Origin of the sequence: Ruminococcus hominis (assembly GCF_014287355.1) — a bacterium.
GTDB lineage: Bacteria > Bacillota > Clostridia > Lachnospirales > Lachnospiraceae > Schaedlerella > Schaedlerella hominis.
The window spans coordinates 622,348-640,054 of the sequence record NZ_JACOPE010000001.1 but is presented as its reverse complement, the minus strand read 5'-3'; the positions used below and the strand labels follow the sequence as shown (position 1 = coordinate 640,054).

The 17,707-nt window shown below is 35.2% G+C and carries 16 protein-coding genes; 2 read left to right on the top strand and 14 right to left on the bottom strand.

Annotated elements, in window-relative coordinates:
* Nucleotides 1–18: 18 nt before the first annotated feature.
* The 5 genes from H8S40_RS02795 to H8S40_RS02775 form a co-directional block, all read right to left on the bottom strand.
* Nucleotides 19–954 (bottom strand): carbohydrate ABC transporter permease, encoded by a 936-nt coding sequence (locus tag H8S40_RS02795; RefSeq protein ID WP_186864503.1) that lies wholly within the window; start codon nucleotides 952–954, stop codon nucleotides 19–21.
* A gap of 70 nt (nucleotides 955–1,024) precedes the next feature.
* Nucleotides 1,025–2,326 carry an ABC transporter substrate-binding protein gene (locus tag H8S40_RS02790; protein WP_186864502.1) on the bottom strand — a complete coding sequence of 434 codons (1,302 nt, stop codon included), beginning with the start codon at nucleotides 2,324–2,326 and terminating at the stop codon, nucleotides 1,025–1,027.
* A 214-nt stretch (nucleotides 2,327–2,540) separates the two neighbouring features.
* On the bottom strand, nucleotides 2,541–3,806 hold the full coding sequence (locus tag H8S40_RS02785; protein WP_186864501.1) for an ABC transporter substrate-binding protein: 1,266 nt from the start codon (nucleotides 3,804–3,806) through the stop codon (nucleotides 2,541–2,543).
* Complete coding sequence (locus H8S40_RS02780) at nucleotides 3,790–4,542, bottom strand: response regulator transcription factor (RefSeq protein ID WP_117990869.1); 753 nt, start codon at nucleotides 4,540–4,542, stop codon at nucleotides 3,790–3,792. Before H8S40_RS02780 ends, H8S40_RS02785 begins: the two co-directional genes overlap by 17 nt.
* Complete coding sequence (locus tag H8S40_RS02775; RefSeq protein ID WP_117990866.1) at nucleotides 4,530–6,329, bottom strand: sensor histidine kinase; 1,800 nt, start codon at nucleotides 6,327–6,329, stop codon at nucleotides 4,530–4,532. Before H8S40_RS02775 ends, H8S40_RS02780 begins: the two co-directional genes overlap by 13 nt.
* Nucleotides 6,330–6,536: 207 nt before the next feature.
* Between H8S40_RS02775 and H8S40_RS02770 the strand changes: the two genes are divergently transcribed.
* Complete coding sequence (locus tag H8S40_RS02770) at nucleotides 6,537–7,541, top strand: LacI family DNA-binding transcriptional regulator (protein WP_117990864.1); 1,005 nt, start codon at nucleotides 6,537–6,539, stop codon at nucleotides 7,539–7,541.
* Here H8S40_RS02770 and H8S40_RS02765 read toward each other — a convergent pair whose 3' ends face one another.
* The 8 genes from H8S40_RS02765 to H8S40_RS02730 form a co-directional block, all read right to left on the bottom strand.
* Nucleotides 7,542–9,881 (bottom strand): glycoside hydrolase family 95 protein, encoded by a 2,340-nt coding sequence (locus H8S40_RS02765; RefSeq protein ID WP_186864500.1) that lies wholly within the window; start codon nucleotides 9,879–9,881, stop codon nucleotides 7,542–7,544.
* Nucleotides 9,882–9,900: 19 nt separating this feature from the next.
* Nucleotides 9,901–10,752, bottom strand: coding sequence for a carbohydrate ABC transporter permease (locus H8S40_RS02760; protein WP_118688824.1), 852 nt, complete (start codon nucleotides 10,750–10,752; stop codon nucleotides 9,901–9,903).
* Between the two features lie 9 nt (nucleotides 10,753–10,761).
* A complete protein-coding gene (locus H8S40_RS02755; protein ID WP_186864499.1) occupies nucleotides 10,762–11,658 on the bottom strand; it encodes a carbohydrate ABC transporter permease in 897 nt (298 codons plus the stop codon).
* A 122-nt stretch (nucleotides 11,659–11,780) separates the two neighbouring features.
* Nucleotides 11,781–13,094 carry an ABC transporter substrate-binding protein gene (locus H8S40_RS02750; protein WP_186864498.1) on the bottom strand — a complete coding sequence of 438 codons (1,314 nt, stop codon included), beginning with the start codon at nucleotides 13,092–13,094 and terminating at the stop codon, nucleotides 11,781–11,783.
* Between the two features lie 616 nt (nucleotides 13,095–13,710).
* Nucleotides 13,711–14,070: a hypothetical protein gene (locus H8S40_RS02745; protein ID WP_366482180.1), complete on the bottom strand. Its 360-nt coding sequence runs from the start codon at nucleotides 14,068–14,070 to the stop codon at nucleotides 13,711–13,713.
* A gap of 38 nt (nucleotides 14,071–14,108) precedes the next feature.
* Nucleotides 14,109–14,351 carry a hypothetical protein gene (locus tag H8S40_RS02740; RefSeq protein ID WP_186864497.1) on the bottom strand — a complete coding sequence of 81 codons (243 nt, stop codon included), beginning with the start codon at nucleotides 14,349–14,351 and terminating at the stop codon, nucleotides 14,109–14,111.
* A gap of 54 nt (nucleotides 14,352–14,405) precedes the next feature.
* The gene (locus tag H8S40_RS02735) at nucleotides 14,406–14,771 is read right to left on the bottom strand and encodes an SdpI family protein (RefSeq protein WP_243238168.1); all 366 of its coding nucleotides are present in this window, start codon (nucleotides 14,769–14,771) and stop codon (nucleotides 14,406–14,408) included.
* Nucleotides 14,772–14,943: 172 nt separating this feature from the next.
* Nucleotides 14,944–15,276 (bottom strand): DUF3784 domain-containing protein, encoded by a 333-nt coding sequence (locus tag H8S40_RS02730; RefSeq protein WP_186864496.1) that lies wholly within the window; start codon nucleotides 15,274–15,276, stop codon nucleotides 14,944–14,946.
* A gap of 665 nt (nucleotides 15,277–15,941) precedes the next feature.
* Between H8S40_RS02730 and H8S40_RS02725 the strand changes: the two genes are divergently transcribed.
* Nucleotides 15,942–16,736, top strand: coding sequence for an AraC family transcriptional regulator (locus H8S40_RS02725; protein WP_186864495.1), 795 nt, complete (start codon nucleotides 15,942–15,944; stop codon nucleotides 16,734–16,736).
* 176 nt (nucleotides 16,737–16,912) lie between these two features.
* Here the strand turns inward: H8S40_RS02725 and H8S40_RS02720 are convergent, their stop codons facing one another.
* On the bottom strand, nucleotides 16,913–17,695 hold the full coding sequence (locus tag H8S40_RS02720) for a Cof-type HAD-IIB family hydrolase (RefSeq protein ID WP_186864494.1): 783 nt from the start codon (nucleotides 17,693–17,695) through the stop codon (nucleotides 16,913–16,915).
* Between the last annotated feature and the right edge of the window lie 12 nt (nucleotides 17,696–17,707).

Here is a 17,707-nt window from a genome sequence, read left to right as displayed (position 1 = left end):
TATTTATCACGCTCCTCCCTAATGTTTCTCTTTTTTGAATGAAACACTGTATGCGAAATTAATTACAAGAATAATGACCATACCTGCTAAAATCTGTATCATAGCCACCGCATTTGCTCGTCCAAACTGAGTTCTCGGACTTGTGATTGCTAACTCTCGAATCACATAACTAATACTGTATGTTCCTGCTGCTCCTTTTGTCAGGAAATAAACTTCGTTGTAAAGAAGGAATCCTGAAGTTGCGGCAAGCACAGATACTGTTTTCAGTGTTCCTTTAATCATTGGAATTGTAATGTACCAATCCTGCTTTAATCCACTGGCTCCATCTAACATCGCAGCTTCTCTCACTTCTTCCGGAACTGCCATGATATTACCAAGTATCATTAATGTTGTTGTTCCTGTAAAGAAGATATATGCACATGTCATAGCTATAAATGCCGGTCCTTTTAACAGCAGCACACTATCTGTAAAATCTTTATTGAATAATCTGATAATAGGATTGATAATTCCATAAGATGGATTATATAACTGTAAGAAAATCACTCCCATCGCCGCTGTAGAAATCATATTCGGAATGATGTAAACATTTCGTACAAACTTGATTCCCTTTACTTTTCTTGATAATGCAAGTGCTATTAAGGTAGCAATCGGAATCTGAACTATTGCACCAAGGAGTGCCCAAGTTGCAGAGTTTTTAAGTGCTTCCCAAAAGAATGGATATTTTTTAAAAATATACTCATAGTTATTCCATAAATCCTGAAACCCAAAAAATTCTGGAGATGTAATATTACTGTAATCCCACTTACAGAAGGATGTCGCAAATACTGTAATAATTGGATAAAGATAAAACACACAAAACGCCAGAATTGTCGGTGCCAAAAAAGCAATAATAAATCCTGTGCGCCTTATACCCAATTTACTTTTTTTCTTCTTATAGCTAAGATTCTCTTTCAATTTAATACCTCCAACAAAAATGGGAAGGGACAATAGCTCCCCTCCCCCATTGAAACTAGATCATTTATAATTAACCGATTAATGCAAGTAATTCTTTCTGGAGTGCCTCAAATCTTGCATCGATGTCTGTTCCTGAAACAGCACACTCCATAAGTGCGTTTATAATCGCTTTGTTAACGTCAGATCCCCATGTATATTTCATGTCGATTACAATTGTATCTGCTTCATTAACCTGAGCACATGCTTTAGCAAGTTTCATTGTGGCAGCATCTCCACTCGCCTCTGCAAGTGCATTCAGATCAACTGTTGTGTTACATGGGTTTGCCTGAACACCTGTAAAGATTTTTTCCTGAACTTCCGCACTTGTCATATACTTAACAAATTCAAGTGCAAGTGCTGTTTTCTCTTCACTCATGTTGTTTGCAACTGTAAGTCCGCCACCTGCTGATGAAATAGAGATATTTCCCGGGAACAGTGCAGGCTCAATAGCATCAACTAAAGATTCATCAATTCCACTTGCGTTCCATACACCATTGAAAAGTACTCCTACTTTTCCATTTGTATTAAACTCAGCCATCAGATTTCCATTATCATCTGTTGTATGCTCTGAACCATTTGCCTGATCTAATTTTGCTGTTGTCTTGAATGCATTAGCAAACTCATCAGAATTAATAATATCTTCTGTCAACTCAGACTCTACCATCTTCTTTCCAGCGTCTGTAGATGCCATAATTGCATTTATAATGCATCCAGATCCCTGTCCGGCAATATATCCATAAGATTCATCACCTAAACCTGCAATCTTTGTCATTGCATCTTTGAATGTATTCCAGTCTGCAAATGCATCTGCAGAAACACCTGCTTTTTCAAACAGCGCTGCGTTATACCAAAGACCACGGCTTTCAATCTGATCATGTACAGCATAAATATGACCATCTAGATCATGCTGTGTATAGTTAAGTCCTACTGCGTCCTGAAGATTATTTTCATCAATATATGGCTTCAGATCATAAACAAGCTCCTGTGAAATTGCAGCCTGTGGTACTCCATTTCCTCCAACATCTACCATATCCGGGTATGATCCACCAGCAACCTGTGCACTAACAATATCATCTCTGTTCTCAACAGCAATCGGTTTAAAAGTTACATCTCCGTCTGCATGTTCCTGTGCAAATTCATCATAGATATCTCTCATTACCTGTGCTGCCGGCCATTCACTTTCATCCTGATAATATCCATGATAAAACTCCAAAACATTTTCATCACCGGAAGCTTTCTTATCTCCTTCGTTTCCTGAACTGCTTCCACATCCTACTAATACGGATACACCCATTGCTGCTACTAGAAGTACACTTACCAATTTCTTTCTCATCTTTTTTCCTCCCGTGTTTCTCCTTATTTGTTGAATTAATTCTACCTTACTTTTTGTGCATTTTGAATGTATGGTATTGACAATAACATGCATGTTATTTACACATTGCCGAACAAAGCATGGATTATTTTTACCTCGTGTCAATATTTTACATGTTTTGTACAAAAAAAGAGTGCGCATCAACTCACTTTAAGTCAATATGCACTCTCTCCAACTATTTCATTTTTATATTTTCTTCAAATTCTTGTACTGAGATTGTTCCCGCCAATAAATCAAAAATTGATTCAGTAAAATAATTTTTTTGTTCTAGTGACCAGATGTTACTTGGAACTTCTATTTTTTCATCAGCTTCAAGAACCAATGATACCGCTTGATATAATTTATCTTTATTTTCCTTATATAGCTCTACCGAAACATCCGGATTCGCCGGAATTTGTTCCGTCCTCTCAAGAATCTGTAACTGAACGTCTTTGCTAAGCATATACTTTAAAAAGCTTACTGCCGCTTCCTGTCTTTCTTCATTTCCACTCTTTCCTAATACATATCCAAGACCTGAAGATTCACATGATACAGTTTTTTCTGTACATGATGGAAGTAAAGCATACTTTGCATTAATATCATCTGAAATCATTGGAGCACTCCATACACCATTGATGTAAATTGCCAGTTTTCCTTCATTGAAGAGATTCGTTTCATCTCGATAACTATACTCTGGAGTTTTTGAAACAGATAAACTATACAATTGTTTCAGCTGATTTATCGCAGTAGTGAACTCTTCCTCTTGATATACAAACTGCTGTCCCTTTGTCCTGGCTTGTTCACTACCTGAAAGCATATGATCTATACAATATAAATATCCCTCTGCCGCTGGTTGAAGTGCTGTTATCTCTGTTCCTTCTTTCAATGCCCAATCACTGATCTGGTTACACATCATCTGAAATTCATCCCAACTTTTCGGCACTTGCTCAATTCCTGCTGCATTTAAAATATCCTCATTGTACCAATATCCACCACTTAACATAAGAACATCTGACACAGAATACAACTCTCCATTCTTGGTTTTCCAATATTCCCTATTCACATCTGATATGCTTTGGGAAAAATCATTATCTCGCTCTATATATGGCTGAATATCTAATGCCATATCATTTTCAACTAAAAAATCATACAGACAATTTTCACCAACTCCACTAAAAGAGATAATATCCGGAACATTACCAACCATTACCATATCTTCTACCTTTCTCATCATCTCTTCACTCGTCGGCATCGAAATAATCTGTAAGTCAATCTCCGGATACTCTTTTTGAAACTCAGCGTAAATATCTCTCATTTCAGCATGATCTTTTTCTGTACCGCCCCAGGCATGAATTAAAGTAATTGAGACATTATGTTTGTCTTCGCCTTCACAACCACCTAGCAAACAGCAGCTTATCAGTATTCCCAATACAAATGCAACTTGCCTAATTCTTTTTTTCATCCTTTTCTCGCTTCCTAAATTCCTTCGGTGAAACACCCATAATTTTTTTAAACATCTTTGAAAAATAACCTGCATCTTCAAATCCAACCGCTTCCGAAACTTCGTAAGTTTTCATATCTGTTTTTAAGAGATATTCTTTTGCCGACTCTATTCGAAGCTTTAATATCTCGTCAAAAAGATTTACACCTGTTTTATTTTTATAAAATCTACTTAGATAACTTCTATTGACATGCAATTCATCTGCTATTTCATCCAAAGAAATCTTGCTTTTATAATTTTGCTCTACATATTGTTCAATCTGCTGAAGAAGTGTCTTTTGCTCTGGTATTACAACTTCCTCTTTCTCGACTTCTTTTTTCAGTTTTAATAGCTTTCCTATTGCTTTTCCTAACGCTTCCGGAAGTTCATCCATAATCGCAATCTTCAAAACATATTCACATGCACTGTATTTGATTGCAGATTTTGCATAATCAAAGTTAGAATATGCCGTTAATATTATTACTTGTGTTTCGGGTCTGGTTTCATATAAATATTTGCACACATCAAGTCCATTTACTTCCGGCATCTGAATATCCGTAATAACAATATCCGGTGATTCTTTTTCGATACATTCGATAAGCTCTTGTCCGTCCTCTAACACTTCTATCAAATTACAATCCATTTTTTCCCAATTAATGAGTTTTTTTAATGCTTCTCTTATATAACCTTCGTCATCTGCCGCAACTACTTTCCACATAACATTGTCCCCCTTTCTGACGGAAGAATAATTTCAATTTTAGTTCCTTTTCCTTTTTTACTCTCAATGTCAAGTTCATAATCTTCGCCATACAAAATCCGTAACATTCTTTGTGTGTTTTTTAATCCTGTATGAGTATGACCTATTTCCCCATTCTCCAAAGTTTCTTTCTCATAATTCTCATTTAGCTTTTCATAATCCATTCCAACTCCGTTGTCCTCAACAATGATATGAAGTCTCTTTTTTTGTTCTGTATTATTGATTTTTTCTTCCCTTGAAGATTTCTCTGACGAACTTTCCTCATACAAACATACTTTTATCATTCCTCTCTCTTTTTGAGGTTCCAATCCATGTGAGACAGCATTTTCCACAAGTGGCTCAATCAAAAGTCGCGGAATAAGATTCTCTTTTATCTGTTCGTCTGATAAATTAATTTCATACATCAATTTATCTTGATAACGTTCTTTTTGCAAAAATAAATAGAATTGAACAATTTCCAGCTCTTCCTTCACTTTTATTTTTATTTCCTTATCACGGAAAATTTTACCTTGCATTAATTTAGAAAAAGCATTCAAACTTTCATATAATTCCTCGTTGCCCGACATTTTCGCTTTAAGACTGAGCATCGCAAGTATATTAAACTGAAAATGAGGGTTAAGCTGCGATTGAAGATATTTCACCTGTGATTTAGTAGCCAATAACTGCTTTTCGTATACCTCTGTGATCAAATATTCTATTCGATCTGCCATCTCATTAAACACTTGTCCAATGTCATGAAATTCCTGTATTGTAGAATCCTCCATTCTCACATCCAGGTTCTGCTTTCCAAATGCACGAATATTTGAGATCATCCTCGTCACTGGTTTTGAAAAGCGATAACTAAGTCCGTAGGAAACACAAAATGTAAAGAGTATTACAATAACAAGTCCGGCCAAGAAGATAAATAACGTTGGCCGTAAAATTGCTAAAATATTACTCTGTCCCACAGCAATAACGGTTCTTGTTCCAAATCCGCTCGAATCCGCACTCCCTATTACTTTTATTCCGTCTATTTCCTTATTTCCCGTCCAAGCTACAGATGTTTCTTTCATCAGCTCATTTTGTTTCTCATCTCCACCTGATAGCAACATCAAATCATTATTAGATAATACAATCCAAGAATAATCCTGATAGTCTTCTACCTCCTTAAATATTTCTCGAATTGCATCACAACTAATTTGTGCTATGCCGATTCCTTTCTCTTTCATATTATCATCATAGATACGAAAAAGAATATTCAGATTCTCTCTATCTGTAACACATGCATATCTATTTTTTTCTAATTTGAACCACTGTTGCATATTTTGATAATATATTTCCTCTTCCTTTTCACTGTTCAGTGTTATAGCATAATAATGCTCTTTCACACACTGTTCCTGATTATTAAACAGATACATACTCGTAACAAATGGATATTGCTGATTGACTCTATTTCTTTCCGCAAACAATTCCATACTATATACTAATTGTTTTTTGGCTTCTTCTGAATCATATTCATCACATTGAAAAAAACTCTCCAGCAGACTATTATGTCTTATAGCAATTGCTCCATCTTCTATAAATTGCATATGTGACTGGTACTGTTGTGTTGTATTATTGAGTACATATTCTATATCTTCCTGCGTATTTTTGAAAAAAAATGAGAAAAACACATAGCATACTGCTATCGCCACTGATAACAAAGTTACTAATGATGCCATCAGTATAAAAACAGTTAATTCTTTCTTTAAACTATGCCTTTTTCTCATTTTATTTTCCCCATTTTAATAAGTTTATTTATTTCATATATACTAACACACCTAGTATATATAGTCGAGTGATTTCCCGTTATTCTATCGTCTACGCAAAATGAAATATTATGAAGACGGACAGCATTTTTCATAACCTTTGATTTCTTTTATCAATTATGCTAAAATTTTTATATAACTATCATATTTACGAAGGGAGGCATTATTTTGGCTTCAACAATTCGAGATGTTGCCGCTCGTGCCGGGCTCTCTGTCGGTACAGTTTCTAAATACATTAATGGCAAAACTGTAAAAGAAAATACTCGTTTAGCTATAGAAGAAGCAATCAAAGAACTTGATTTTCATCCAAACAACATAGCAAAAGGATTACGTAATGCAAAATCTTTCTCTGTTGCTATTTTGTTGCCAATGTTAGATTCTACTTTTTGTACTTCTATGATTTCATCAATCGAATCAACATTATTACCTTTAGGATATAGTGTTATTGTATGCGAATGCCACAACAATGCAGAAATGGAATTGCGAAAAACCCAGTATCTAATTGATCGTATGGTTGATGGGATTGTTCTGATTCCGTATGCCTCCGATGGCAAACAAATTGAGATGATTCAGAAAAGTAATATTCCATTAATTCTACTTGACCAGGAAATCCAGGATCATGCAACTGATTGTATCGTTCTTGATAATGAACTGGCTGGATATGAATCTACCCAACGTTTGATTGATTTAGGGCATAAAGATATTGCTATTATCACCGGAAGTCCGAATCATTATACCAGTAATGGACGTCTAAACGGATATAAAAAAGCTATAACAAACGCTGGTTTACCGATTACGGATGATTATATTCAATGCGGAGATTACTGTATAGACGGTGGTTATGAAGCTATGATGCGTTTGTGTAAACTCTCAAAAAGACCAACAGCCATATTCATCAGTAACTATGATATGACTATTGGTGCTTATCTTGCAATTAACTATTTACGATTAAAAATACCCGATGATATCTCGGTTATTGGATTTGACAACTTTCCACTTGCGAATGTAGTGAATCCACCTCTGTCTTTTGCAGAACAGCCTACTAATGTCATGGGCACAGAGGCTGGAAAACTTCTTTACAGACGTATTTGTGGTGACTACTCTGATTATCCAAAAACGATAATGCACAAACCAACCATGCATTATAAGGAAAGCATCCGTCAATTAACATAATTAAATCCATTCACAGGAGTGCAGATCTATGATTTGCTGCTCCTGTTTTTTTAATTCTATTTTTTCCGTTAACTTCTTATTTCCATAAAAAATATTTATAGACTGATCTAAAGAAGAACGAAGTGAAATTGAAATTGGTTTTCTATTTTTCCATGCGATATCCACCTCAACTCCACCTACAGCCAGAAGACCTTTTACTTTTCCGCTTTCCCAACTACATGGTAATGCTGGAAGAATAGTAATTTTTCCATCTTCACTGCTCAAAAGCATTTCAGCAACAGCACTTGCACTTCCAAAATTACCGTCAATCTGGAATACTTCCCGTTCTCCTTCCGTTTCACCTAATGGCGGATGAAGGTCAAAAAGATTGTTATAAACCGATTGTCGCAACAACTCTTCATAATAGTAATTAGCTTTTGTTCCATCACCTAATCTTGCCCACAAGTTAATGAGCCATGCACAACTCCATCCTATTTGCTGTTTATAGTTTGCAACCTTTTCTTCAATGAACTTCTGACATGCTTCTACTAATTCAGTATCTGTTTTCTTTATTGAGTGTCCCGGATGGAATCCAAATACCGGAGAGAAATGTCGATGTCCAACATCAAATTCTTCGAAATCTTTAATCCATTCCTGAATCTTTCCTGTTCTTCCAATCTGATAATTTGGTAATAACTTACTGCGCTCATTCACTTGTTCAATCAAATCCTCTTTGATTCCAAGAACATTACATGTTTCCAAATAGTTAGCAAATAATTCTTTTATAATTGCTAAATCCATTGTTGTCATGTAACTCACGCCACAAGCGTGTCCTTCCCCATCTTTAAATGTATTTTCTGGCGAGGTAGAAGGTGCTGTATAATAAAGCCCATCTTCTCTTTGTTGTAACCAATCAAGACAAAACATAACAGATCCTCTCAATGATGGATATATTTTATTTTTCAAGTACTCCAAATCTCTTGAATATCTATAGTATTCATAACTTTGTGAGCACAACCATACACCACCCATCGGCCAGTACGCATATTTAGGCTCGCCATCTACTGGACCAGTCTGCCTCCATATATCAACATTATGATTTGCTGTCCAACCTGAACAATGACACTGTTTCTTTGCTGTTTCTTCTCCGGCATGACTTAATTCTTCGACAAAATCTACAAATGGTGTAAAGCTTTCAATTAGATTACATGGGCCGTTAAGCCAATAGTTCATTTCGGTATTAATATTAACTGTCCAGTTACTGCTCCATACAGGTCTTATACTTTCGCTCCAAATACCTTGTAAATTTGCCGGTTGAGTTCCTTTTCGTGAACATGCTATCATCAGATAACGATTATAATGGAAAAACAGACATGACAACCCCAAATCCTGTTTTCCATTCTGAACATGTTTCAAACGTTCATCTGTTGGTAGATCATTTTCTATTTCTTCTAATTCAAGGGATACATTTTTATAAACAGCTTGATAATCTGCTATATGTTCTTCTTCAAGTTCTTTATATGTTTTTGAATTCAACTTCTGAATCTGATCACCGCAACTCTTTTCACACACTTCTGGATTCGTTTCAATCCTTTGATTGTACTTCTTATATCCATCCGCTGCTGTCAAGTAAAACACTACTTCTTCAGCTTCTTGAATTTTCAAGCCGTCTAAATCTGCACTAACAGTTCCACCTTTATGAGTAACCTGCAAATAACAACAAAATGCCATTCCTGGATTCTTCTCATCATATACAATCGGATTTTCACAAGCAACATAATTAGGTTGTACATTAGACGGCGCATTTCCGCTTACATACAAACAGCAATCCTTTTCTGTCTTGATTGTATGCTGCACTTCGCTATCAAGCTTCACTTTTAAATCCAGTTTGTCCTTTCCGCTGGCTGTAATCTTAATTACAAGTGCTTTTGCCGGATTTGATATAAACATCTTAGAGATATATTCTGTTTCATGATTTTTGAATTTTGAAGTAAATATAGCATTTTCTAAGTCAAGGAATCGCACATATTCTTCTGGTTTATCGACCTTTTCAAACACATAACTGAGACTTCCTAAAGGCATATAAGACTCATTATAAAATCCGAGCATATTCTTCTTCATATACTCTTCTGCTTCCCAGAATTTTCCTTCAAAGATTAATTTTCTTGCCTGCTCAAGTGTACTTGCATCAACTTCTTTTTCTTCTCTATGTCCTGTTCCTGACCAAAATGTGTCATAATTTAAAGTGATTTTTTCCTCTGGAACGCCTCCATAAACCATTGCTCCAAGAGATCCATTTCCTAGTGGCAGCGCTTCTGTAAATGATTTTGCCGGTGAAATATATTTTAATGTTTTATTCATAGCATTAAACCTTTCATATCTATTCTTTTACCGCACCTGAAGTAATTCCATTTACAATAAATTTCTGTGCAAAAGTAAATATCAAGATACTTGGAATAGATATCAATACAAGAGCTGCATTATATCGTCCCAAATTTTGCGGTGTCATTCCATAAGCTCCCTTAAATGCATTTACTGCAACTGTTGTTGTATATGCCTTGTCTTTCGTAAGGAACATCAATGGGAAAAGGAAATCCTGGAAAGACCACATAATCTGCAATACAGCAAGGTTAATGATCGCTGGTTTTGCCAATGGTAAATAAATACTGAAAAAGCAACGCTGGATAGACGCACCATCAACATTTGCTGATTCCATCAATTCAGTCGGAAGTCCATCGAAGAAATTTTTCATCATAAGTACACCAAACGGAATTGTAATCAAACACTCTGAAAGAATAATTGCTAAATGTGTATTATACAAATGTGCAGTCTTATAAATATAGAAGAAAGGTATAATCAAAATCGGTCCTGAAATTGCAAGACACATTAAAACAAGATTATAAATCACTTTTCTTCCCGCAAATTCAATTTTAGAAAATGCAAATCCTGAAAATGAACAGATTAGAACCAGTAATGCAGATGCAAATACTGCATTGATAATGGAGTTTACAAAGTATTGGTAAAATGGAACACCATTTACTTCATTTGTAAGAACATACCAGTAGTTCTCTATTCCATGTACCTTTAAAGAATCTTTCAACAAAGAATAAATAGGCACACACCACAAAGCTAACATTATGATAAGGAAGATGATCATTACTCTTCTGTTCGCTTTTGAAATCGCAAATAAATCTTGTTCGAGTTCATAGTCTTTTTCTTTTTTCTTTCTCATATCCAACACCTACCCATTCTTTGATGTCATCTTTAACTGAATAAATGAAATAATAAATGCAACAATTAATACAATAATCGCAGCTGCACACACGAGCCCTATATTTGATCCTGCTGATCGTGTAGCACGATAAATATAGGTTCCGATAATCTCTGTGCTTCCTCCTGGACCTCCATCTGTCATCAAATAAACACGTTCCATTTCTCTAAATCCACCAAGAAGCATGGAAAGAATGATTGTTTTGTGTGTATTTTTCAAAACTGGGAAAATAATAAGTAATAACTGGTCTTTCATACCTGCACCATCAATTGTAGCTGCCTCCAAAATGCTTCTGCTGATTGTTGTTAAATCAGCCGTATAATACATAATCGGAATACCTATCATAAAAATAGATACGGAACATACAGCTCCCATTGCTAGTTTTGGATCTGCAAGCCATCTCTGTGCAAGTGCACCAAGTCCAACTCCTCTTAAAATCTGATTCACAATACCATTCTTATACTCGAGCATTGATCCAAAAACTGTTGCCATCAATGCAATCGGAAGCATTGACGGAATAAAAAACAATGCATGAAAAAATCTTTTTCCTTTAATTTTAAAATTCAGTATGATTGCTATAATAAATCCAAAAGTTAAACCACAAAAAATATTAGCCGTTGATAAAATAAAAGTATTTAAAAGTGATTTCCAAAAACTTTTATCTTTGAATATTGTTTGATAATTCGCTAAACCGACAAATTCGGATCTGCGAAATGTTATCGTTACATCTCTAAAACTATTTGAAATTAGAAAATAAAAACTATATCCTAATAATCCTATAAAAATAACAATCAGCGGAAGGAGAAATAAAAATCCCGCCTTGTTATTTCTTTTCATCACCTTTGATTTTGTCTTTTTACTTGTCATGTTTATATCCTCAATTCCTGTAAAAAAAGGGACCATCAACTGCTTTACTTGTTTTTCATACCAGTCATGCAGCTGAAAGCCCCCTTTTTATATTAACATCAGATCCTCAATTGTCTTACTGATTAATATTTTCCACTTTTCCATTCTTTCTGAAGATCTTTCAATGCACTCTCTGTAGTTGCAGATCCGTTAAGTACACTCTGTACTGCAGCACCTTCAATATCAGAATATCCTGAAACGTTATTTCTGTCAGCTGTAGCTGTATTAATCAGATCAACAACTGTATCCCATCCAGCCTTGGATTCATCTGTATCAAATAAAGAAGCATCTACTGTAAAATCCTTTTTAGCGGAAGTTCCTGTAAGCTGTTTTCCAAAGATGTCAGCTCCATCTCCTAATGTAAGGTAAGCAACAAACTTAGCTGCTGCTTCTTTCTTCTCTGAATAATCAACTACACCGATCCCGGAGTCGATATAAGAACGTACTGTAAGCTGTCCATTATCCTCTGCTGTCGGAAGAGCCATTGCTCCAACATTTTCAAGTTCGATTCCATTTCCTTCTCTTAATGTCTTAGATAATAATGGTGCTTCCCAAGAACCCATATAGTAAACAAGAGCATCACCATTTGTGAATTCCTCTGTTGCACTTGCATAATCCAGGTCAAGAACATCTGCTGAGAAGATTCCTTCATCAAAATATTTCTTTAATCCATTGATTGCTTGTTTAAATTCTTCGCTGTCAACAGGGGCACCTTCATATCTCCACTTATTATAATAATCTCCCTGCTGGCCAAGAACTGTCAGCATCATTTCGTCTACAACCCAAGAGTCTTTTCCGGCAAATACACTTACATACTTATCAGGATATTTAGCTTTAAATGCTTCTGCCACTGCTTTGTACTCTGCAAATGTCTTTGGAACTTCTGCTCCGATATCCTTTAACAGGGCTGCATTATAAAATCCTACCATTGAACCAGAATTTGTAAGCACAAGCATCTTTGTATCTCCACTTGTCAGCTGATTTCCCTGCTCAAGACATTTTTCTGAATAAGCATCTTTCCAATCTGCACCAGCAATCTCTGGCATTAATTCATCCAGATTTGCCAGATAATCCTGAACTTCTTCTGCAAATGCTGATGGCTGAACTCCAATAACATCAATATCTTCCTCTGTACTTAATGCCAGCGGGACTTTCTCTTGGAAAGCTTTACTTTCCATTACTGTCATATTTATCTTAATATTAGGATTTTCTTTTTCAAACGCATCAACTGTTTCTTGAATCTGATCCTTACTTGGGAACCATGTCCAATAATTTAATGTGATCTGCTCACTATCTGAACCACTTTCTTTATTCTCTCCTGTAGATCCACATCCTGCAAGCATACCAACTGTCATTGCTGTAGCTAACGTCATAGCTAATACTTTTTTTGCTTTCATAAACATCCTCCTGAATCTTTTGTTTTCGTGTTTTCAAAAAGTGAACCGGTTCATTTTTTCTTTAAAAATAACACTTTCTAATTTTTATAATACATATATCTAACATATGTGTCAATCTGTTTTGTTCATTTTGTCATATTATACAATATTTTTTCTATTTTTTTATGCAATATGTGCAGTTATTTTTTTCTGTTACTTTAATTTTTAATAATTTTAAGGTTATTAATTTGGCATTCGTAGGAATTTTATTGATTAAGCCTTTACTCAAATTTACAGAATTCGCCACAAACCCATCTTTTTAGTATATTTTGGTTACCACTATGGTTATCTGGGCATGATGATGTGTGGAAATCCCCTTTCTATTAGTGTTTCCGATGCGGCACAAGGTTCAAGACTCTTCTTACGCATTAGGCAGAAACCCATATGAATGCATGATTTTTTTATTTTATCCAGGAACCAGATAGGGATTCGTCCTTAATGATGAACGTCTGAAAAATCCAAAGAAATCCGATTTCAACTTTGTATTCCTTCTCTATCACACACGTATGCTCTTTCGTAATTTTATCATAATTGATTCCAACCAACAGCAAATTCCCCCGATAATGATTTAAAGTATCTATATATTTCTTTTCCTTAATCTTGAAGCCTCAACAGATGCTGTCACTTCTGACCAGTCCATTGTACTAATTGCATTAATATATTCCTGTGAAACTTCTTTATTTGGAATTGTAACTGTCTTATCCGGCCAATGATAACTCAAATATCTCAGATGAATTAACAATGTCAACACATCATCTTTTCCTTGAAAGCTCGTCATATCATTAGAAAATGTTCCCGTATTAATCTGAACTTTATCTCCTGCAAGCATCCGTACCACTGCATCTTTCAGACCCTCATAATTTAACTTTATATAGGATTTTAATACCTCGTAGGTTTCTGTCTGATTCCAGTAATTATCAAACACACCACTTAACATCGCAAACCAGATAGGGACAGGGATTTCCGGATTTTTTTCTATGAAAAAAGCCGGAAATCCCCGTCCCTATCTGGTTCACATTTTATCACAGTTCCAATATGCTTATCCAATCTCCATTGCGGAGCATCACTATCATCAGCCCAATACTCATCCAATGAAATAATCTTACCATTAACAATTTTAATAAATGACGTTACATGGAATGAAACACTCTTATCCTTCGGATATACATTAGCAACTGTTACCAGTAAATTACCTATTTCTTCTGTTCTTTCAACCACTCCATTCCAGTCTCCTTAAAATTCCGATTTTCATTTTCGCCAATTGGAAGTTAGCTATTTTTTCATTCCTTGCTTTGTAAAATGCTTATGCAACAAAAATTCTGTCGGAATAATTGTAAGCACCATAATTCCTAATTGTAAAAACACCAAATAAACAGAAATCATTTCAAAGTTTGTATTATCTTTCGTTAAAATCAAAATAAAAATCGATAGTATCACCAAGATAATTCCTAAAACAAAGTTTATCCAGCCCCAACATCTGTGTGCATATCTCCATGTTTCATCATTCATCCTTGACATAGTAGTTCGATATCCCGAACTCCCCTGCCGATCTTTAGGAGGCTTATCTTTCCACGTATATCCCAATATAATCATAGATAGCTGTACTAAAAGTGAACACACAGATAAAAATATAAACATTATAAAGTTCTCCTCTCAACTTCTGATTAATTTGCTCCAAAGACTGAAATTGTCATCAAATAAACCCTACCCATATTCCAACTGCTATAAGTATCATACCTAATATTCTTCCGATAAATCTCGCCTTTTTATTTCCAAATAAAGCCGTTGTTTCTGGAGTAGTAAATAATTGTTACTTTCTGCATAGCGTGTTTCCTAAAATGATAATTACCACGACATCAACCAAAATAATTCCCGATGCAATATATACAAAAAATGCAGGTAAAATATTTTCAAACAAGCCCTTAGTTAATAGAAGAATTGCTATAATAGACATTCCAATTCCCATTGTTCTGCATAACTTCTTTTCATTATATTTTTCCTTTTCTTCTTTTGAAGCTGTATTATATCCAGAAATGAACCAGCTTCCGTGTCCAGAAAGTAAAATAATAGAAAGTACAGCAAATATCACAAAGACAATCCACACTGTCCAATCAGAACCTGTTGCTAAATCTGATAATTTCATTTACAGTCTCCTCCTTAAATTCTGTTTTATTACTCATATGATATCATATTTTTCTTCAATTACATCCACCTAATTTTAAATACATTGCTATTCGGCTTGCTTCTGTAACCAGCATTCGTTTGATTTTCTCCTGCATTTTTCCCATTCCTTTTGAATCCCGGGCAGAGAATCATTCCATTGCTCTCTGTCAGGACATTATTCTTAAAATCAGGCTCAAAATGGGCAATTCCAGTTTCGCAGGCTACCTATATATAGCCTTTTCATTTTTGCTTGCAAAAAGCCTGATTTTTCAACAAATATCAGCATTTTAGGGGATAGAATCTTGCAATTCGATTCTCTTATCTTCTGTCAATTTTTCCACAAAAAAAGAGCTACACCTTTTTGCCAAGATGCAACTCTTTATTTCATGATACCTTGCTTTTTTTGATTCTCTGTACGGTTCATAGTTTGTTTTCTTCCTCTGTCCTATCTGTAATACATTCCATAACGAAACATTGAACCATAGAACTCTACAGATTCCTTAAACCAATTGTTTAACCATTTTTTCATTTTGCTCATTATTTTTTACCTCCTTTTTCTTTACACTTGCATTATAGTTTTTTTTGCGATATAATTCTTGCCAAATCCGGCTAAAAAGTAGCCAAATTCTGCGAGGTATTTTTTTAATGAGACCAATTTATGAAGAAAATGAAGAAACTTTAGAGATTTCAGAGAATATTTCTAGTCATATTTCTCCGCATCTTCACAAGTCTATGGAACTTGTTTCTGTAACAGAGGGAACTTTGGAACTTGGTATAGGAACCGAACTTTATCATATGGAGAAGGGCGATTTTGCAATTATTTTTCCTGAACTGATCCATCATTATCAGGTTTTCAATCAGAACTCATGCAAAGCAATTTACGCACTTGCCTCTCCTATTTTAGGATCTGGCTATACCAAAGACTTACAGCAGATGTGCCCTGCGAATCCTGTAATTCCAGCTCCTGATGTACATCCTGATGTAAATTATGCTCTTCGGAGTATGCTGGTTTATCCGGCACTTTCACAGGAGCATGTTCTTCATCAGGCATTTATTCAGATTATTCTTGCCCGCACCTTTCCTTTATTTCATCTGATTGACAAAAGCACTGTAGAAAGTGATGATATCATCTATCAGACTGTTTCCTATATTGCTGCACATTATACAGAAGAACTGACTTTACCAAAGATGGCTCATGATCTTGGAATAAGCCAGTCCTCTCTGTCCCGTGTATTTTCTGGTACATTTCATATGAACTTTAATCGTTATCTAAATGAAGCCAGACTCGATTATGCATGTAACCTGTTATTACACAGCAATCATACTGTTTTGGATATCTGCATTCAGGCAGGTTTTGAGAGTCAGAGGACTTTCAACCGTGTATTTCAAGAACGTTATCATGCATCACCTCGTGAATATCGGAATCAAATGAAAAAGTAGAGATTTTCCTGTTCTTATGATTAGAACTGCTTTCCGCTGTTTGATGTGCATATGTATAATACATGAATCAACTTGGACATGCTTCAATCGAAACAACACTTAAACCAAATGCTCTGGCAGATTAATTTGTGCTTATATGTACGAAAAACTCTGCCAGAGCATTTTCCACCTACCTTTTACTCATTTATTATCTTCTGGCTTTTCAGATAATAATAAATCCCATCATCTGTCACGCTTTCACAAATATCAGTCGCAATTTCTTTCACTTTTTCAGCTGCGTTTCCCATTGCAATCCCTTTTCCAACGGATAGTAACATATCAATATCATTTTCTCCATCTCCAAATGCAATGGCTTCTTCCTTTGAGAATTTATAATGTGCAAGAACCTGTTCAATCGCAGCTCCTTTTCCACCTTCTTTTGGAATAATATCTATGGCTCTATCCCACCACGCTGCTAATTTGGCATTTTTCGTTCCCTTTAATATATACTTACGTTCTTCTAAGTCACATCCCAACATGATTTGAAACACATCTTTGTCCACATATTCTTCGAATTTCTCGGATACATTCACCCTATGATGTGCAATCGCAAAATAGTCTTCTAAATCTTTATCGCTTCCATTTGCAACAATCTCTTCCGCTGTTGCAATAGAAACAGGTCTTTCCATTCTCTTTGCATTTTCAATAATTATTTCTATATCTTCTTTCGGAATAGGACATTTTGCCACTACCTGATTACCTGCAACGCAGAAAGATCCATTAAATGCCAAAATCGCATCAAATACAACTCCCTCAAGCATTGGTATGGTAGCGAACGAACGCCCTGTTGCGATACATATTTTTATACCATTTTGTTTTAATGAACATAACGCCTTCCTCGTATTCGGTGTTATCTCTGTTTTTCCCATCTCCAACAATGTTCCATCAATATCAAAAAAAATAATTTTTACCTGATTCATTTCTTTTCTACT